The 18,480-nt window shown below is 46.0% G+C and carries 17 protein-coding genes; 7 read left to right on the top strand and 10 right to left on the bottom strand.

Features of this window, described 5'->3' with window-relative positions; genetic code table 11:
• Nucleotides 1-90 precede the first annotated feature (90 nt).
• On the top strand, nt 91-2,136 hold the full coding sequence (gene nadE / locus KOE27_RS16540; protein ID WP_215239953.1) for an NAD(+) synthase: 2,046 nt from the start codon (nt 91-93) through the stop codon (nt 2,134-2,136).
• 74 nt (nt 2,137-2,210) lie between these two features.
• On the opposite strand, the gene KOE27_RS16535 is transcribed toward nadE, so the two are convergent.
• Genes KOE27_RS16535 through KOE27_RS16525 form a run of 3 tightly spaced genes read right to left on the bottom strand, consistent with a single transcriptional unit; the run spans nt 2,211 to nt 5,665 of the window.
• Nucleotides 2,211-3,995, bottom strand: a complete 1,785-nt coding sequence (locus tag KOE27_RS16535; protein WP_229252799.1) for an STN and carboxypeptidase regulatory-like domain-containing protein — start codon at nt 3,993-3,995, stop codon at nt 2,211-2,213.
• A gap of 54 nt (nt 3,996-4,049) precedes the next feature.
• Complete coding sequence (locus KOE27_RS16530) at nt 4,050-5,069, bottom strand: FecR family protein (protein WP_215239952.1); 1,020 nt, start codon at nt 5,067-5,069, stop codon at nt 4,050-4,052.
• Entirely contained in the window at nt 5,066-5,665 is a 600-nt protein-coding gene (locus KOE27_RS16525) for an RNA polymerase sigma-70 factor (protein WP_406566870.1), read from the bottom strand. The genes KOE27_RS16530 and KOE27_RS16525 overlap by 4 nt, the downstream gene beginning before the upstream one ends.
• 236 nt (nt 5,666-5,901) lie before the next feature.
• Between KOE27_RS16525 and KOE27_RS16520 the strand changes: the two genes are divergently transcribed.
• On the top strand, nt 5,902-6,621 hold the full coding sequence (locus KOE27_RS16520) for a head GIN domain-containing protein (RefSeq protein ID WP_215239950.1): 720 nt from the start codon (nt 5,902-5,904) through the stop codon (nt 6,619-6,621).
• 4 nt (nt 6,622-6,625) lie between these two features.
• Here KOE27_RS16520 and KOE27_RS16515 read toward each other — a convergent pair whose 3' ends face one another.
• From KOE27_RS16515 to KOE27_RS16500, 4 genes are all read right to left on the bottom strand, one after another.
• A complete protein-coding gene (locus KOE27_RS16515) occupies nt 6,626-7,363 on the bottom strand; it encodes a M15 family metallopeptidase (protein WP_215239949.1) in 738 nt (245 codons plus the stop codon).
• Nucleotides 7,364-7,453: 90 nt separating this feature from the next.
• Entirely contained in the window at nt 7,454-7,846 is a 393-nt protein-coding gene (locus KOE27_RS16510) for a putative toxin-antitoxin system toxin component, PIN family (protein WP_215239948.1), read from the bottom strand.
• Nucleotides 7,846-8,085, bottom strand: coding sequence for a hypothetical protein (locus tag KOE27_RS16505; protein WP_215239947.1), 240 nt, complete (start codon nt 8,083-8,085; stop codon nt 7,846-7,848). Before KOE27_RS16505 ends, KOE27_RS16510 begins: the two co-directional genes overlap by 1 nt.
• A gap of 84 nt (nt 8,086-8,169) precedes the next feature.
• Complete coding sequence (locus tag KOE27_RS16500; RefSeq protein WP_215239946.1) at nt 8,170-9,414, bottom strand: MFS transporter; 1,245 nt, start codon at nt 9,412-9,414, stop codon at nt 8,170-8,172.
• A 402-nt stretch (nt 9,415-9,816) separates the two neighbouring features.
• On the opposite strand from KOE27_RS16500, the gene KOE27_RS16495 reads away from it, so the two are divergent.
• From KOE27_RS16495 to KOE27_RS16480, 4 genes are all read left to right on the top strand, one after another.
• Entirely contained in the window at nt 9,817-10,479 is a 663-nt protein-coding gene (locus KOE27_RS16495; protein ID WP_215239945.1) for an ABC transporter ATP-binding protein, read from the top strand.
• 33 nt (nt 10,480-10,512) lie between these two features.
• Nucleotides 10,513-11,823 carry a TolC family protein gene (locus KOE27_RS16490; RefSeq protein ID WP_215239944.1) on the top strand — a complete coding sequence of 437 codons (1,311 nt, stop codon included), beginning with the start codon at nt 10,513-10,515 and terminating at the stop codon, nt 11,821-11,823.
• A gap of 216 nt (nt 11,824-12,039) precedes the next feature.
• Entirely contained in the window at nt 12,040-12,732 is a 693-nt protein-coding gene (locus KOE27_RS16485) for a GDSL-type esterase/lipase family protein (protein WP_215239943.1), read from the top strand.
• Between the two features lie 131 nt (nt 12,733-12,863).
• Entirely contained in the window at nt 12,864-14,207 is a 1,344-nt protein-coding gene (locus KOE27_RS16480; RefSeq protein WP_215239942.1) for an FGGY-family carbohydrate kinase, read from the top strand.
• Between the two features lie 4 nt (nt 14,208-14,211).
• On the opposite strand, the gene recG is transcribed toward KOE27_RS16480, so the two are convergent.
• The gene (recG, locus tag KOE27_RS16475; protein ID WP_229252798.1) at nt 14,212-16,302 is read right to left on the bottom strand and encodes an ATP-dependent DNA helicase RecG; all 2,091 of its coding nucleotides are present in this window, start codon (nt 16,300-16,302) and stop codon (nt 14,212-14,214) included.
• Nucleotides 16,303-16,445: 143 nt separating this feature from the next.
• On the opposite strand from recG, the gene KOE27_RS16470 reads away from it, so the two are divergent.
• Nucleotides 16,446-16,946: a DUF2911 domain-containing protein gene (locus KOE27_RS16470; protein WP_215239941.1), complete on the top strand. Its 501-nt coding sequence runs from the start codon at nt 16,446-16,448 to the stop codon at nt 16,944-16,946.
• A gap of 69 nt (nt 16,947-17,015) precedes the next feature.
• Here the strand turns inward: KOE27_RS16470 and KOE27_RS16465 are convergent, their stop codons facing one another.
• Nucleotides 17,016-17,312, bottom strand: coding sequence for a winged helix-turn-helix domain-containing protein (locus tag KOE27_RS16465; protein ID WP_215239940.1), 297 nt, complete (start codon nt 17,310-17,312; stop codon nt 17,016-17,018).
• A gap of 32 nt (nt 17,313-17,344) precedes the next feature.
• Nucleotides 17,345-18,466, bottom strand: coding sequence for a hypothetical protein (locus KOE27_RS29965; protein ID WP_215239939.1), 1,122 nt, complete (start codon nt 18,464-18,466; stop codon nt 17,345-17,347).
• Nucleotides 18,467-18,480: the final 14 nt, after the last annotated feature.

Genomic DNA, 18,480 nt, shown 5'->3' with positions numbered 1-18,480 from the left:
AATTATTGTGAGAAAGTGGGCGGATTCGCCAGATTGCTATCTTTACTGCTGCGATCATTTAATTTAGTATATTTTTTCCAGTGATTCATTATGCCTTTAATAAAAGCCGCCGCAGGAGTTGTTAATCAAACCCCGATGGCGTGGGAAACGAATACTGCCAATATCATCCATGCCATTGAGGAAGCCCGTAAACAGGAAATTACACTGCTTTGTCTACCAGAGCTCTGTATAACAGGTTATGGCTGTGAGGATTACTTCTTTGCACCCGACCTGGCTGCACAGGCATTACAGTGTTTGTCGGAAATTGTGCACGTCACCGGCGGCATGGTGGTTTCGGTGGGGCTTCCGCTGAGGCATAATAACCGGCTGTATAACGCTGCCTGTTTGATCGTCAACCGGCAGATCGCCGGTTTTTACTGTAAGCATAACCTGGCCAATAATGGTATTCACTATGAAGCCCGCTGGTTTCATGCCTGGCCCGCAGGGGCAGTAGAAAGTATTGAGGTGAACCAGATCAGTTACCCGATCGGGGATATTGTTTTTGACCTGGCTGGTAATTCATCCGACGGAGTGAGGCTTGCTTTTGAGATCTGTGAGGATGCCTGGGTAGCCAACAGGCCGGGGCGCAGGCATTATGAAAGAGGGGTTGATATAATCCTGAACCCCAGTGCAAGCCACTTTGCGTTTCACAAATTTCTGACGCGTGAAAGGCTGGTTATAGACGGATCCAGATCTTTTGCATGCAGTTACATTTACACCAATTTGCTGGGGAATGAAGCGGGTAGGGCAATATACGACGGAGATGCAATGATTGCCTCCAACGGCGAGCTGCTGGTAACCAGCTCACGATTCAGTTACCAGGATTTTCTGATTACCGCTGCCGTGATCGACACGGATTTCACACGTTTGAGCCAGGTGCAAAACAGGTCTCAGCTATCGAAGGATAGGTCGTGGCTGGTAAAAGCACGTTTTGATTTTCCGGATATAGATCCCGTTCCGCAGCAGATAGCAGCACTGGAAGCTTTTGAAAAAGGAGGAGCATTGAAGGAAGAAGAATTCGCCAGGGCGGTATGTCTGGCTCTTTTCGATTACCTGCGTAAAAGCCGGTCGAACGGATTCACAATTTCGCTATCCGGCGGAGCTGACTCCTGCGCCTGTACGGCACTCTGCGGATTGATGATCCGCCTGGCCGATGAAAGTATAGGTCTTGAGGCGATGAAGAAAAAGCTATCTTATATAAAAGGTATTCAGCTGGCTCAAACGGAGGATGAAATAGCCCGTGTGCTGATCCAAAATATATATCAGGGTACCAAAAACAGCTCCGAAGATACCCTTGAATCAGCCCGTTCCCTTGCGGAGTCTATCGGTTCAACGTTTTATAATATCAGTATCAATGGCCTGGTCGAAAATTACATTGGACTGATAGAAGAGCAGATCGGCAGAAAACTGACCTGGGAACAGGATGACATTGCTTTGCAGAATATTCAGGCGAGGGTACGTGCCCCAGGCGTATGGCTTCTGACCAACCTGTATAACCATCTGCTGCTGGCAACTTCCAACCGCTCGGAAGTGGCCGTTGGTTATGCCACCATGGATGGGGATACCTCCGGGAGTATCAGTCCGCTGGCCGGGATTGATAAGCACTACCTGCGCCAGTGGCTCCGGTGGCTGGAAATAACAGGCTGCGAAGTGAAAGGGAAACATATTCAGATAGAAGGCCTGAAAAAAGTAAACAGTCTCCAGCCGACAGCAGAGCTGAGACCTTTGGAAAGGAATCAGACGGACGAGGCGGATCTGATGCCCTACGATTTCCTCAACGATCTGGAACGTGCTGCTATCCGGGATAAAAAATCTCCAACGGATGCTTACAAAAGTATTCAGGTACAATATAAAAACCGGTACAGCGACAATCAGATACTGTCATGGACCGAGCGGTTTTTCAGACTATGGAGCCGCAACCAATGGAAACGTGAAAGATATGCCCCTTCTTTTCATGTGGACGACCTGAACCTGGATCCCAGGTCCTGGTGCCGTTTTCCGATACTTTCAGGAGGGTTTGAAAAGGAACTGGAGGAGCTCAGGGAATATGCCGGAGGCAAGGCTGCTCAGGGTGGGCGAAAACGGATCGGCTTTTAGCCAAATTGCGATACCCAAAACAGGGCAAGGGATTTTAAAGAAATCCCTTCCTTTTCTTTCGGCTCCTGATTTTGTCAGCGGTTGCAAAACCTAACAGCTGCCACAAACCCAATCCATCCATAATTGGTTTCGGCGGCACCCGGCTGGGTATCCAGCGGGGTTGGTTTGATGGCTATCCCTTCTTTGTCAATCAGCCCTGCATGATCGCTGATAAAAATATTGACGGAAGGCCCTGCAAAAAATGCCACGGTTTTGCCCAGTTTTCGTTCAATACCAATGCTGAGCCTGACCAGCCCGGCAGGGATTTCGTCCAACCTTTGGTTTTTGATAAACACGGCGTTCGCGGTGAGGTCGGCATTGGCCGCCCAGCCTTTTCCAAGCGGCTGCCCCGTGCCAAAGCCATACCCGATTGTTGCCAGCGGCTTTCTCGCGGCCAGTGCATTGAAGCCTACAGTGAAGATATTGTAAAACCTGGTCATACCGGTTTTGAAAGAGGTATTGAAATAATTAAACTCGTCGGTAGAGACTTCATATCGGCGATAGCCATTGCGCTTCACAAAACTGAAAAAACCGAAAGGTACCGTGGCAGAAGAATCCGCAAAGTTGACTGCTCCGATCTGATGGCCGCTTCTTACCGTATGCGCATAATTGTAGCCAGCCGACAGCTGATACCCCTCCAGATACCCCACCACCACATTGCCTGCACCAGCTACCTGAAAACCTTTCAGATTTCTACCGGCATAATTAATAAAATTGCTTCCCTGGAAACCGTGTACTGTGCCCAGGGTGAGGTTCAGGAAATTGGCATACTGAAAACCGTAAACATTGTTGCCCACCATGTTACTGACGCCGGCCAGCTGGAAACCTCTTACGTTGCCTCTGACCACGTTGATCAAACTGCCCACTTCCATTCGGTTAACGCCAAGAGAATATCCTGCAATGAGATTAATGGAATAATCGTTGATTACATTTCCGCTGAGCTGATGATTGGTCCCAATGAGCGGCAGCAGGGAAGCCTGAAAAGTGCGGTATAGCGTATCGTCTATATTTCGGGTGTGTATGGTTTGTTTGGCAGAAGCAAATGCGTTAATGAATTCATTCTGCACTTTTTTATAAGTTTGGCGTATCCTGTTGTACTGACTTAAATAGGTAGTATCATTTTCGGTAACTGTGTAAAAAGGCGCCTGGTACTGTGGTACCGCCACTTTATGGTGCAAGGAGTCTGTCCGCCGGATAATTTTGGGAGATGTTCCAGGGATAGGTCTCAGCGTGTCGGGTAAAAGAGCAATGGGCAGGTAAGTATCCTTGCGGTTGGTGACCGGGAAAGATATACCGATAAAATCTTCCTTTCGAACTTCCAGGCGGATGGATGAAGGGGCTGCCGGGAGCCTTATTTTGTAATATCCGTATTCATTGCTGATGGCAGAAGCCAGCGTTACAGATTCAAAAATACTGGCATTGGGTAACCTTTCACCCGTTTTTTTATTGATGATGTAGCCGTTGAGCTGAAAGTTTTCGGGCTTTGCTTCCTCTTCCTGAACACTGTTTTTCTGCAGAATGATATAGCGGCGTCTTTCTTTGAAAATAACTTTCCCTTTGAAAATTTCGGTCAGGATTTCGCGGATACTTTCATTGCTGGCCTGAATGGAAACCCTTTTGCTGATATCAATCGCATCCGGACTGTAAGAAAAACTAAATCCCCCCAGCTCCGCTATTTTTTGTAAAACCTTGTCCAGAGGTTCGTTGTTTATGCTGATTGAAATCCTTTTTTCAATCAACTGCTGGCCGCGGGCTTTCTGAAAAGTAAGTATAAAAAATCCCAGCAGCGTCAGACAAAGAAGTGTATAGCTTTTTCCCAAAGTTTGTGATCGGATAAGTGGATTTGCAGGAGATATTTACCAGAACGTCTGCTGTTATTTGCAGCCGTTTCCTTCCAGCCAATACGTGTTGCCTTCTTTTCTGAGTTCTAAATCGAGCGTTTCCGCAATCACCGCAAGGGTAGCGTCCAGCGGTTCCTTCTCAAAACGGATGGTTAGGCGGCATTCCGATAAGCTGGATTTGGCAAGCCGGACGTCGGCATGGTATCCTTCCCGGATGGAGCTGACCACCTCTGCAAGATTAACAGCATTAAAGTCATAAACCTGTGTGCGGTAACCGAAGAGGTTACTGTTGGCCCGCAGGCTTTGGATGGTATCGTTGCTTACCTGCGCACTTTCTCCTTTGGTCAGTTCTATTTTATGCCCGTTTTTACTTACCCCAACTTTCCCGGTGGCCACATCCACACGGACGGGTTTATCTGCATACGCTTTCACATTAAAGGAAGTGCCTAGTACCCGGACGGTAGTGCCGTTGGCTTCTATTAAAAATGGCCGTGAGGCATCCGGTTTTACATCAAAAAAAGCTTCTCCCTTCAGTGTCACGGCACGGCTGTCACCGGTGAGCCCTTCGGGATAAGAAACTGATGAATTGTAATTCAGGAATATTTTGGTACCATCCGGTAAAACGGTTTCCTGGGTTGCGTTTTGGGTCGAAACCAGGACCATTTCCGGGGATTTGGTGATTTGTATAAAATACCATCCACATGCGATTGCCAGCAATGAAACCGCAGCGGCTATCCCTATGCTGCGGAAATTTCTGGTCCACGAAGGATATGCGGTAACCGGGATCTCCGTAACGGATATCTCCAGACTGTTGGGCACATACTTCATTTTGGAATGAATTTTATTCCAGGCAGCGTCGGTATCTATTTTCCTGGTTGCAGATGTTTTGGCGGCAGAACTTTCCCAGATGATCCTGTAACCCTCCAATTCGGCCTGGTTTTGTGGTGATTCCTTTAGCCAGGTTGTTACCAGATTTATTTCACTTTCGGAAGCAGTTTGCCCCAGGTACCTTGCCAGCAACTCGTCCGATATATTTTCATGAGGTGTTTTCATGGTATCAGAAGAATTAGCTGTTCAACAAAAAAATAAATCAGTGCTAAGAGGGACGGCAGGTAATCGGCCAGTGCGGTTCTGAGAATCCTGAGCGCTTTACCAATCTGGTTTTCAACTGTCTTGATGGAAATACCAAGCTGATCCGCAATTTCCTGGTACTTCAATTCCTCAAACCTGCTCATTCTGAAGGCCAGCTGGCATTGTTCCGGTAATTCACTTACCGCACTTTCTATCCTTTGCTGCAATTCATCCGCATATATGGCTTCGGTAACCGACTCGTAGGATTGCGGTACAAAATGATGGGTATATTCACGGTGTGCTTCCCGTACCGAGGTATGTTTGAAACGATTGAGACAGTGATTGTGAACCGCCCGGTAAAGGTAGGATTTGAGAGACAGCGTAATTTCAAGATCTTCGCGTTTTTCCCATATCGTAAGGAAAACAGTTTGTACTACCTCTTCAGCTTCATCCTCGTCTTTCAATAACGACCCGGCATAATGGCATAAACGTTCGTAATAAGTGCGGAAAACCCGCTCAAAAGCTGGTTCGTCGCCTCGTCTTATTGCCTGAACTATTTCCGGATCGGTGGCGTGCACGCTCTTATGCTTTTGTTTTTTTTGCAAAAGTATAAAATCGCGCTCGAATATGATAGCCGGTTGCACAAAAGCGGTTGCCGTCACGGTCTTAATGGTTTTTATCCATGACAACCTTAACCGCATAGCCCCCTATGAAGAAAAATATTTTTTTTCATAGGGGGATTTTTAATCTGGGTTGTCTGGGAGAAAAGCGATCCCGAAGAAGGGACGTAAGAGTCTAACAACATTTATTAGCTATGAAAACGTTATTTTCTAATCTGATTGCCGGAGCACTTTTAATTTCAAGTCTCCAGTCCTGTGTCTATGTTGATTCCGATGGCGTACCTCCGAGAAGTACCAGCACCCGCACTTTCGACTTCAGGGATTTTGATCGTTTGGAAATGGGAAGTGCCTACCGGGTGCATGTAAATTATGGTTCAGAATTTTCGGTATCTGCCACAGGCGAGCAAAAGGATCTGGATGATTTGGATATTTTTGTTCAGAATCATGAGCTGGTGGTGCGCTACAAGGATACCTGGTTCAGCGATCGCCGGAGAATGGATATAGATATCACCATGCCCGATCTTTACGCAGTTGATTTTTCCGGTGCAGTGAAGTCGGATATCGAAGATTTTGAAAATCTTAATGAACTTAAAATCAGATTAACAGGCGCGTCAAAACTGGAATTCGACGGTACTGCAAAATCCATAGACATAGATGTCTCGGGGGCTTCCGATCTTTATCTGTCAGGAGAGGGAAGATACCTGGATGGCGAACTTTCCGGCGCTTCCCGGCTGAATAGCCTGGATTACCCCGTTGAAGAGTCGGAGCTGAACCTGTCAGGCGCCAGCGACGCGAGGGTGTGGGTTACCAAACTGCTGGATGTGGATGTCAGTGGGGCCAGCAGCCTTCGTTACAAAGGTGATCCGCTGGTACAAAAAGAGGTATCAGGAGGTAGCACCGTGAAACGGGAGTAAGAGATCACCTGATCATACCAAACTTTTCACGTGCTTGTTTTTTTGACATGCCGTCGAAATGCCACCATTCCGTGGTGTTAGTACTGAAACCGGCCTCGGTCATCACTTTTCGAAGGATTTTTCGGTTCTCCAGCTGTTTAACACTCAGCTTTCCCTGGCGAAGCATTTCTGCTTCTGCCCGGGGATAAGCCAGGGGGCCGAAAAAGTCATACCTGGTACCCATATCCAAGGGGTGGCCGTTTTCATCGGCAATGGTCAGATCCACAGCGCAGCCGAAGTTATGGTTGGAGCCCTTTTGGGGATCGGCCACGTACATGGGCTTTTTGCTTTCCGGAATCTTCAGGGCATCCAGCGCGTCCCACAAGATATACTGGACCGAATTAGGACGTGCTGCGTCATACACCAGAAGCCTGTAACCCGGATGGCTTTTTCTGAGGCGGGCGCTGGCATTGGCCAGGCGACTTGCCATTTCGGGCTGGAGGTATGCGTTGGATAAATCACCATACACATCCTTTTTTACAAAATTATCCGTAGTTGAATATTTCAGCTCAACCAGAATTGTAGGATCTCTTTCTTGAATATTTACTAACCCTCTTGCGATTAAAGCCCGCTCAATTTCGGGAACACGGCTATTTTTTTGCTGAGCCTTAATGGATGTATTACCTGACAAAAGCAGTGCCAATGTGAGGCATGTCAAACGATATTGATTGCTGTGAATTCTTCTTTTAGTGGCTGAGATCATTCCGTCCGCTGATGGTACCAGAAACCAAATCTGCAAGGAATGATTAAATTCTGCAACATTTTGTAAGATTATTCACCTGCATGTGAAATTTTAAGAAAAGTTCGGGAGGGTGACAACAGTTAGCCTAGGGAAGTCTATTGTTTGAAATATATCAAAATCAGTATCGTTGCTGACTAAATAATCCGCATTGCAACTGATCGCCAAATCCGAAAATTTATTGTCGTCCGGATCGCCGATGATCAAATTCCATTTATAAGCCGGTTCGGCAAATACTACATTTGGTGCAACGGCAAGTTGATGAAGGATAAACTGTGAAGTTCTGTAAGAGTAGGTGTGGGACAGTATTTCGTCGTATTCCAGTAATATTTCAGTGCTTACATACCAGTCAAATTTTCCGGATCTAAAATCAAGATAAAGCTGATAGAAAGGACTCTTGGGCGGTATGGAGGCTCTCAGGCAATTTGTATCAATGACCACCCGCATCACTCAATGACAAACTTATCGTCGGACAGCATTTTATAATAATCCTGTTCAGAATATTTTTTTTGTTTTGAGACTTCCTTGAGTTCTTCCTGCAATGCACGGTCAAAATAATCCATCAGTAATTTCCGTACTTCCAAGGTTTCCTGTTCGCTTATATTTTGATCAAAAAGACGTAATAAGCTTATCTGAACGTCGTTCAGCCTGTTATGAGGGGATGATTCTTTTTTCGTTGAAATCATTTACCTGATGGTCTCTTGATGGATAATAACAAAAATAACCAAATATTTAGTTTTTCTTACATTATTGGCAAATGGTGTGTCACGTCAGCTCAACCTGACCGAAAACAAGTCTTTAGACCTTAAATAGATCCAGGTTACCACAGCCATTGTCACTACACCACCCACCATTACGGAAGGTACTGTACCAAATGCTTTGGCCATTACACCGGACTCAAACGCACCGAGCTCATTGGATGAGCTTACAAACATGCCATTTACGGCCGCAACGCGCCCGCGCATCTCATCCGGAGGGTATATCTGGAGTATGGTCTGGCGGACAATTACACTGACACTGTCAAATGCGCCGGTAGCGAAAAGTGCGGCACAGGATAAAAGAAAATTGGTAGATATCGCAAAAATGACTGTAAAAAGCCCAAAGCCAGCCACCGCAAGCAGCATGTTGCGCCAGGCGTTGTGAGTAGGAGGGAAGTAGGCCATCAGGAACATGGTCAGTAAAGACCCTACCGAGGGAGCCGCTCGTAAAACACCCAGGCCCTCGGGGCCCACCTTTAAAATATCTTCTGCAAAAACGGGAAGAATAGCCACCACTCCGCCAAAGAGTACCGAGAATAAATCAAGAGATATCGCGTAAAGCACAATCCGGGTCCTGAACACAAAACGGAAACCTTCTTTGAGGCTTTCCAGGATGGGCGTGGTAATTTTTGGGAATTCGGGCCGGGTTTTAATCATTCCTAATAATATCCAGCATACTATGAAACTGGTTATTACCAGCAATAATGTGTGTGTCAGCCCGATGTACGCATACAGAAAACCTGCAATGGCCGGACCGGTAATAGAACCTGCCTGCCAGAATGAGCTGCTCCAGGTGGAGGAATTGTGGTAAATGGTACGAGGTACCAGAAAAGGTTTGAGCGAACTGGAAGCGGGAGAGTAGAAACCTTTGGCAAAACCGATGAGTGCAAAGACTGCATAAATGGCTGCCAGGTGCTCGCCACGTGTCATTGCGTTATAAATACCCGGCTGGAAAACGGTATACAAAATCACAGAGCCTAAGATAATGACCACCAGGCTGATGTGCATAATCGTAATTTTGTTTTTCTGGTCGGCCACATACCCTCCGAATAATGACGTGATGATAAAAGGTACTACCTCTGCCAGACCGATGAGCCCCAAGGCCAGGGGATCGTGTGTCATTTTATACAACTCATAGGCAACGATCACCTCCTGGATGAGGATGGTGGCTGAAAACAAAAAGGTATTGGAGATAAAAAAACGGAAGTCGGAGTAACGGAGTGCCGCGTAAGGGTCCTGTTGTGATACGGTTTTCAAATGCTGTTGTTTCCTTTTATTTACTAAGGTAACATCTTAACATTCAGATTATGTTCGGATGCGGGCATAAATACTGCTATTTATTATAAATGTCTGGTTTTTTATAGGTATATCCGTGATTTAGGATGATGTGCTGAATTTACGCAAACCAGATCTGCATTTTTCCACGTTTAAAAGAGGTATCTGTGCCCGGCCATCCGGATGCAACGGCCTGTCCTACGTTCGGAACCGTACACTTTTGTGCGAATTCGGACGGTCATCGCTGAATATTTAAATATTAACTATTTGAATATCAATAAAATGTGATTGTGGCAAGGCTTTTTAAAACAAACATCCGAAGAAGATACAGAAACCAGATCAATAGTGATTATCCTTGTGTTCTGTAACTCAATACCAAATTGTATGATCAAACTAGACAAAATTTCAAAGTATTATCCGGCGGGTTTTGGGAAAACCTACGTATTACGCCACATTGACCTTAATATCAAAGAGGGTGAATTTGTATCCATCATGGGGCCTTCGGGGTCCGGGAAGTCTACACTTTTGCATATTCTCGGGTTGCTTGAAGAACCCTCAGAAGGAGAGTACCTGTTTCTGGATGAGCCGGTTCAGAAGTTATCCGAGAAAAAACGGACAGAATTACACCGCCATCATATCGGATTTGTATTTCAGGCATATCACCTCATTGATGAGCTGACAGTATACGAGAACATTGAAACGCCGCTGTTATATAAAGGTACCTCGTCTTCGGAACGTAAAAGCAGAGTAGCCGAGCTCCTCGACCGTTTTAACATGGTTGCGAAAAAAGACCTTTTTCCGCATCAGCTTTCCGGCGGGCAGCAGCAGCTTGTGGGAGTGGCCAGGGCAATTGTACATAACCCCAAAGTAATATTTGCTGATGAACCCACGGGAAATCTGCATTCGGAACAGGCTGTTGAAATTATGGAACTTTTTCAGAAACTCAATCAGGAGGATAAAGTAACAATTGTTCAGGTAACACATTCAGAATCGAACGCCGCGTTCGGGCATAGGGTAGTAAGGCTTAAAGATGGCTGGATGGCCTGAGTACTGCACCTGTCTTTTTTTAATCTATTGGTCATGAAACAAATATTATTATTCTTTTTTCTGCTTCCTGCTTCGGTAGTGGCACAAAAAACAATCAGTCTGCGGGAATGTGTAGAGCTTTTATCGAAGAATAACCTCTTATACAAGCAGGGGAGTTTACAAGCGGAGTCGGCGGAGGCTAATCTGAGGCAAGTGAGGTCCCAGATGTTACCTCAGATCAATATCAGCTCCAACAACAGTATCAACCTCGGAAGAAGTATTGATCAGTATACCAATGCGTATATAGATCAGGTCTACAATTACAGCAGTGTGAATACGGGTTTTAACCTACCTGTATATCAGGGCGGGAAATTACAGAATCAGATTCGGCAGAATGTTTTGCTCAAGGAGTCGGCATTGGAAAACCGGACCGCCGTGCTGAATGCGCAGACCGTATTGCTCATGCAGGGGTATGTGAATGTACTGGCAACCAAAGCGCTTCTGGAATCAGCCAGGCAGCAGGTTGAGTCGTCCGTTCAACAGGTGGACAGGGTTCAGAAACAGGTGAGCGCTGGGGTTGTGGGCAATAATGTTTTGTTTGAGATCAAAGCCCAGCTTGCCAATGACAAGTTTGATGAGGTAACGGCTCTGAACAGCTACCGCACCGCCAGACTGGCCCTTTTTCAGCGCATGAATCTCGCTCCGGACGATCAGGTAGAATTTGAAGCGCTGTTGCCGCTGGAGAACGAATTGAGCACTATGGCAGCAGGAGAACTGTACGATAACGCTCAAAAAACTTTTCCTGAGCTGAAAAGCGCTGAGCTGTACAGGCAAAGTTTTGCCTATCAGGTGAAATCCATCAAGGCACTCAATTATCCGTCACTGAGCCTGGGAGCTGGCATCGGCGCCTTTTACGCCTCAACCAACAATTCTCTGGATTACTTTAACCAGCTCAACGCTACCAGGAACGGATCTATGAACCTGAGCCTTACCATACCCATTATGGGCCGCTGGATTACCCGGCCGCGCGTTGAAGCTGCAAAAGTACAGGAAAGACTGGCACAAAATCAGCTGGATGTTTCCAGGCAGGTTTTAAGGCAATCTATCGAACAAGCCGTGCTTGATCTTAACGCAACCCGGGACCAGTATGCCTCGGCCAGGGGGCAGGAGGAATCACTCTCGGCAAGTTTCACTTTCGTTGAAAGCAAACTGAACGCAGGAACAGCCAATATTTTCGAATACGCACTGGCGAAGGCGAACCTGGCGAAAGCGCAGGCGAACGCCATCAAGTCAAAATATGCATTTCTGATGCAGCAAAGACTTTTACAATATTATCAGAACGGTAGCTGGATAGGTGTTTTCTAATCCTACCCGTACCGCGATCAAGATAGTTAGTTAGGTTAAATTTGGTATAGGTAATACTTAGAGACGGCACGTTGTCGTCTCTTTTTTTGTGATCTGTAAATCCAGGATAAATGTAAATGAGGTCATTTACTGAAGTTAAGCGATGAATATAATTCCCTGTTCAACATTAAAAACCTCGCGGATATGCCTTCTTATAGGTATATCCAATTTTTTGTGATGAAAAGATATATCTATTTCCTGGCCTTCATTGCCTTCTTGGGTTGCCATAAACCCAATTATACCTTGTTGGACGCTCCCTGGGAACCTGACTATGCTGTTGATCGCTTTGAAGCAGCTATTAAAGTTTTTGAAAAACAGGATGCGGAAAAAATGCCGGCACCGGGAGGTATCGTTTTTACCGGAAGTTCATCCTTTACTAAATGGCAGAGCGCTGCGCAGGACCTGGCTCCGCTGCCGATTATCAACCGTGGTTTTGGCGGGTCAACACTTCCGGAGGTTATTCATTATGCAGATCGGACGATATTTAAATATAAGCCAAGAGTAGTGGTGATTTATTGTGAAAACGATATGTTCGGTAAAAAAACAAAAACACCTGAACAAGTGAGGGATGCTTACGTTACCCTGACTAAAATGATTCATGAAAATGAGCCCCAGGCAAAGATTTACGGTATTTCGCTGAAACCATCGCCTTCGCGCTGGAACCGGAAAGATGAAACACTAAAAGCGAATAAACTCATCCGGGATTTTATCAGAACCGATAAGAAACATGAGTACATTGATGTGTGGCCCGTGATGCTGAAAGATGGACGACCCGACGGAAGTATTTTTCTCAAAGATAGCCTGCACATGAACGAAGAGGGATACCGCCGCTGGATTAAAGTGATTAAGCCTGTCCTTGATCAGGCATAAGTGCGTTGTTGGATCAAAATAGAGTAATAATTAGTAAAAATTGACCATAAGGGTGCCGGTTGTAAAGTAAAGTCACTATATTAACCGAAAAATATATTTTGGGATTAAAAGGTGAATAGCGTACATAAATAATGAAAGTAACAGCGGTTTTTGATATTGGCCGGACCAATAAAAAGTATGTTCTCTTTGATGAAAACTACGAAATAATAGAAGAGTTTTCCGAGTCGCTTCCTGAAACTACGGACGAGGATGGTTTTCCCACAGAAGATATTGAACTGCTCACCAACTGGGTAAAGAACCGTTGGGCTGATTTGCTGAACAATCCAAAATACGACATTAAGGCGGTAAACGTAGCAGCTTATGGAGCTAGTCTGGTTCATCTGGACGCCTCCAACAAGCCATTAACCCCGCTCTACTCTTATCTGAAACCTTTTCCTGCAGAGCTTTTAACCCAATTTTACAGTACCTATGGTGATCCTACGCGGTTGTCGTTGCAAACTGGCTCACCGTCTATGGGGATGCTTAATTCGGGCATGCAGATGTATTGGCTAAAGTACACCCGCCCAGAGGTTTACGCCCACATAGCCACCACGCTGCACTTGCCGCAATATATTTTGTTTTTGCTTACAGGAAGAAAGGTCAGTGATTACACCTCACTGGGCTGCCACACGGCACTCTGGAGTTTTGAAATGTGGGATTATCACGAATGGGTAAAAGCCGAAGGGATCCATAAAAAGCTGGCGCCGGTTCTGGCTTCTTCTTCATTTATTTACCGGCACGAGGACAAAGGTATTCAATCTGGTTTTGGTTTGCACGACAGTTCCTCTGCTTTGGTACCTTACCGTATGGCTGTCAAGAAACCCTTTGTACTATTGTCTACAGGAACGTGGTGTATTAATTTCAATTCTTTCTCTGCCAAGCCATTAACTTCCTATCAGCTGGAGAGGGATTGTATGAATTACCTCACACCCGAGGGAAGCGGTGTTACTGCTTCGCGGTTATTCCTGGGGCGCGAGCACGACTATCAGACGGCGCGTATTGCCGAGTATTTCAGAGTTGCGCCTGATTTTTACAAAAAGGTATCTTTTGATCCTGAAATTCTAAAGGCCGATACCCCACCGTTTTATCCTGCTTGTATGACCGGAAACGGCCCTTTTCCCGAGCCAAGTCCTCAGGAATGGCAGGTCAGTGCGTTTGCGTCGGCAGAGTCGGCCTATCATCATTTGCTCAAAGGACTTACGGATTTGTTAAAGGTATCCCTTCAGCTTGTAGGTATCGACGACGTCCAATCCATTTACATAGATGGAGGTTTTGCCAGGAGCGAGATCTTTACACGTTTAATTGCACGTAATTTCCCAAATCATAAAGTTTACGGAACAGATCTCCCTTACGCCACATCCTTGGGAGCCGCGTTGCATGTGACCAGGCCTCAGACATTTGAATTCAAAGGAGAAATAAGGGAAATTAAGCCTTAGTCTATCAACTTATCCTGCTCCAGTTTGTTTCCTCTTTTCTCAGGTTTTCCAGATGGCTGCGTATGGGAGCGTTAACAGGCTGAAGCAGGTTCGGGTCGGTATCGAGGATTTCCTCTGCCGACGATCGCGCTGCTTTTAATATTTCAGTGTCCTGGGCAAGGTTGGCAACCAGCAGGTCTGTCAGGCCGCTTTGCTGTGTTCCCGAAAGGTCACCCGGTCCGCGAAGCTGGAGATCTACCTCCGAGATTTCAAAGCCATCATTTGTCCTGCACATAGTTTCAATCCGGAGGCGCGTATCCTTGCTGATTTTAAAACTCGTCATCAGTATACAGTACGATTGTTCTGCGCCGCGCCCAACCCTTCCGCGCAGCTGATGTAGCTGGGACAGGCCAAATCTCTCCGCATTTTCAATGACCATCACCGACGCGTTCGGTACATTTACACCCACCTCAATAACCGTGGTTGCAACCATGATTTTGGTTTCGTTTCTCACAAAACGCCCCATTTCATAGTCTTTGTCCTGCGCTTTCATTTTACCGTGCAGGATACTGAGCGGGACGCCGGGGAAAGATCTGGATACACTTTCAAAACCATCCATAAGATCCTTCAGGTCCATTTTTTCTGATTCCTCAATCAGAGGATATACCATGTATATCTGGCGCCCTTTGGCAATTTCTTCTTTCAGGAAACCAAAAACAGAGGCCCGGTGCGCGTCATAACGATGTAAGGTTTTGATCGGTTTTCTTCCTGCAGGAAGTTCGTCAATGGCAGAGATATCCAGATCGCCGTATAACGTCATGGCCAGGGTACGCGGGATAGGTGTGGCTGTCATCACCAGCATATGCGGGCTGATGCGTGGATTTTTGGCCCAGAGTTTGGCTCGTTGCGCTACTCCAAACCGGTGCTGCTCGTCAATAATGCACAATCCCAGATTGTTGAACTGCACTACGTCTTCGATAAGTGCGTGAGTGCCCACGATAATCTGCATGTCCCCATTGCGCAGCTGTTCATGAATACCCTCCCGTTCTCTCTTTTTGGTTGAACCGGTCAGCTTCCCTATATTAATACCAAGCAGCTCGGCAAACTTTTTGAGACCCTGGAAATGCTGGTCGGCAAGGATTTCTGTGGGAGCCATCAGGCAGGCCTGGGCGTCATTATCAAGCGCGAAAAGCATGGTGATAAAGGCAACAATTGTTTTACCCGAGCCCACATCACCTTGCAGCAGCCGGTTCATTTGCCTGCCCGTTTTCAGATCTGCATGGATTTCGCGTAAAACCCTTGCTTGCGCCCCTGTCAGTTGGAAGGGCAAATGATTGTCATAAAATTCCTTCACCAGTGCAGTTTTGCCGAATACCATACCCGGAAATTCGGTTTTATGCAAAAGCTTGTTTTTAATAAGCCTGAACTGGTTATAAAATAATTCTTCAAATTTCAACCGGCGCTGTGCCTGATGCAGCCAAGCCGCGTTCTGAGGGATATGGAAATGCCAGAGGGCATCCATTTTAGAGATCAGCCGGTATTTTTGAACCAGATTCGCCGGCAGTGTTTCCCTGATCTGCGGCCGGGCAATTTCAAGCAGGCTGCGGATCATTTTACCCAGGGCCTTACTGTCAATAAATTTCCTGCGAAGTTTTTCTGTAAGTGGATAAATAGGCTGCCAATAACCACCTGCCTCATTTTCGTTGGTCAAAAGGTCAATTTCGGGATGAGTGATACTCCAGCGTCCTCCAAAAAAGACCGGTTTGCCGTACACGATATACTCTGAGTTGGGCCTCAGGTTTTTTTCAAACCAGGATATACTCTGGAACCACACAAGTTCCAGGATACCGGTGCCGTCCGTAAAGTAAGCTACAAGCCGTTTTTTCCCTCCTTCGCCAACGATGGTCCATTCCCTGAGCCTCCCCTTAATCTGTGCTGCCGCAAGCTCTTCATTCAGCCCTGATATCCTGTGGAAAGTGGTACGGTCCTCGTGCCGGAAGGGATAGTGCTGAAGCAGATCTGCGAAAGTGAATATACTTAACTCCTGGTTAAGCAAAGCGGCTTTCTGCGGCCCTACACCTTTCAGGAATTCTATTTTTGTATCAAAAAAAATCAAGCTGATACTCGGGTTAAGTGATCTCAGGTATGGAGCCAAAAGTACAAAATTTGAACTAACGGACTTGATTTACAACTTTTCTATCTCTTATTTCGTTGGATTTTAAGTTAAATTTCACCCAACCAATTCATTAAATTCTTTCTATGAAAACCTCTTTTTTGACATTATTACTAACACTGGCAGCTTTCAGCTGGGCATGTTCTCAAAGCCCTAGGGTAACTACCGATGGGAAAAACATCAGCATTGCTTATGGGCAACCATCCAAAAGAGACCGTGTTTTATTTGGACCTGAGGGGTCTCAGAGCCTTGAAAAATATGGGAAAATATGGAGAACCGGCGCGAATGCCTCCACCGAAATCACCTTTAAAAAAGACGGACAGTTTGCTGGAAAAAGTGTGAAAGCGGGTACATACAGTCTGTTCACCATTCCGGGAGAGAAAGAATGGTCTATTATTCTGAACAGCGTTCTGGGGCAGTCTGGTGCTTATGATTATGAAAAAAATAAAAGCAAGGATGTTTTGAAGGTAACGGTGCCTGCTAAAAAATATACATCTTCGGCAGAGAAAATGACTTTCACTGTAAAGGATAATTCACTGGATTTTCAGTGGGACAAGGAAGGATTTTCGGTGCCAACCAAATTCTGATGCACTGGTTTTTTTGAAGGCGGGTAGCGGGAGATTTCTTTCGTTACCCGTTTTTTTTGCCCCGGGCAATCACATATTTTGCCTGATCATCTTCTCAAGCACATGCAGGTGGTCGCTGAATGCCTTATGGCCTGTTTCGGTAGCTTTGTAGGTAGTGAGTGGTTTGCGCCCCAAAAATTGTTTTTGTACTTCTATATATTCAGTCTCCTCGAGTGCCTTCAGATGAGATGCAAGATTTCCGTCGGTTAGCTGAAGGAGCTCTTTAAGTTCATTAAAACTCATAGCATCATTCACCACCAGAACGGACATCAGCCCCAGCCTTATTTTACTTTCGAATACCTTATTAAATTTTTCTAACCATTCCATTATGTGGTGCAAGTTATAAATTCAGGCGGGAATTACTGATAGGCTTCTTTAAAAGCCATTGCATCCCGGTTCCTAAGCCAAACTGCCTGATCTCTTAAATTATTTGCACGGATACCGAGTACAGACGATACAACACCTGTCCCCAGAGATACCCAAAAGAATTTCCGCAAAGCATTACGGTCTCCGCTGATCAATGAAATGACAGAGCCTGCTGAGCCTGCGACGGATATTACAAGAGAAATATTTTTACTCCTCCGGGACCTCAGGTATAAATCCATACCTCCGGGAGAAATCATAAACTCACTTCTCAGGGCTTTTTGCCCGCGATACAGCATATTGTTTTTGACATAGGTATTGCTGCCCAGCATATAAATCGTTTCCTTTTCATATAACCGGGTAACTTTGCTTTTCAGGCTATCCGGATTTACCTGGGCCGAAGCTGTTTTTGTTGTAAGCGATATCGCAATTCCCAGAAGCAACATCTTAAGCGGTGTCTTAAGCCCAGACGGCAAGCCCTTTTTACGGTCGTATTTGTTGTGCATGGTGAGTCCGTAAAGGATATGTAGCAGACCGAAACCGGCAGCCCAGAAGAAAATGGAATAACCGGTTAGGAAAAGGGAGATGCAGCCAATCGCGATTTCAGAGATTCCCAGATAAAAAACTTCGGGGTAGGTGAACCTGCTGGCGTTGACCAGGGCCAGGCCATAGAATAGCAAAGTGGCTGGAAAAACAAGCCAGATGAAACCATAGTAGAGCATTGCCAAGCAAAATATCCCGCCGGTTGCCAGTGGAATGAGCATGGCCAGCAGTAATCTTTTGGAGGTCCCGTTCCAAACCGAAAGTCCGCGGCGTCTGGCTTTTCGGACCGTAAATAAAATACCAACGGCTAATGACAGAATGAGTACCAGCAGGCCGTCCACCATCAGAAAGGAAATGATCTCTCTCCGGGAGGTTTTGGGATAAGCCCCCAGGGGGATCAGAATCTCAGTAAGCCAGTTGGTCTTGAAGTGAAGGTAAGCGATTCCCGCTCCTGCCAGTGCGAAAATACCAGCAAAAACACCGCTAAGGCCACTCAGAGATAGGAATTTGGATGAACGCTCCATGAGATCGCGGATCTCGCTCAGGGTATGTAAGGATTCCTGTTGTGAAGACATAAATGATTAATAAG

Origin of the sequence: Dyadobacter sp. CECT 9275, from assembly GCF_907164905.1 — a bacterium.
Classification (GTDB): domain Bacteria; phylum Bacteroidota; class Bacteroidia; order Cytophagales; family Spirosomataceae; genus Dyadobacter; species Dyadobacter helix.
This window is presented reverse-complemented; position numbering and strand designations above follow the sequence as displayed.

Bases quoted from the DNA above. Each gene is read 5' to 3' on its own strand.
- nadE (WP_215239953.1), top strand. From the start codon at position 91: ATGCCTTTAATAAAAGCCGCCGCAGGAGTTGTTAATCAAACCCCGATG.
- KOE27_RS16530 (WP_215239952.1), bottom strand. From the start codon at position 5,069: ATGAAAACACCTCATGAAAATATATCGGACGAGTTGCTGGCAAGGTAC.
- KOE27_RS16520 (WP_215239950.1), top strand. From the start codon at position 5,902: ATGAAAACGTTATTTTCTAATCTGATTGCCGGAGCACTTTTAATTTCA.
- KOE27_RS16515 (WP_215239949.1), bottom strand. From the start codon at position 7,363: ATGATCTCAGCCACTAAAAGAAGAATTCACAGCAATCAATATCGTTTG.
- KOE27_RS16510 (WP_215239948.1), bottom strand. From the start codon at position 7,846: ATGCGGGTGGTCATTGATACAAATTGCCTGAGAGCCTCCATACCGCCC.
- KOE27_RS16505 (WP_215239947.1), bottom strand. From the start codon at position 8,085: ATGATTTCAACGAAAAAAGAATCATCCCCTCATAACAGGCTGAACGAC.
- KOE27_RS16495 (WP_215239945.1), top strand. From the start codon at position 9,817: ATGATCAAACTAGACAAAATTTCAAAGTATTATCCGGCGGGTTTTGGG.
- KOE27_RS16490 (WP_215239944.1), top strand. From the start codon at position 10,513: ATGAAACAAATATTATTATTCTTTTTTCTGCTTCCTGCTTCGGTAGTG.
- KOE27_RS16485 (WP_215239943.1), top strand. From the start codon at position 12,040: ATGAAAAGATATATCTATTTCCTGGCCTTCATTGCCTTCTTGGGTTGC.
- KOE27_RS16480 (WP_215239942.1), top strand. From the start codon at position 12,864: ATGAAAGTAACAGCGGTTTTTGATATTGGCCGGACCAATAAAAAGTAT.
- KOE27_RS16470 (WP_215239941.1), top strand. From the start codon at position 16,446: ATGAAAACCTCTTTTTTGACATTATTACTAACACTGGCAGCTTTCAGC.
- KOE27_RS16465 (WP_215239940.1), bottom strand. From the start codon at position 17,312: ATGGAATGGTTAGAAAAATTTAATAAGGTATTCGAAAGTAAAATAAGG.
- KOE27_RS29965 (WP_215239939.1), bottom strand. From the start codon at position 18,466: ATGTCTTCACAACAGGAATCCTTACATACCCTGAGCGAGATCCGCGAT.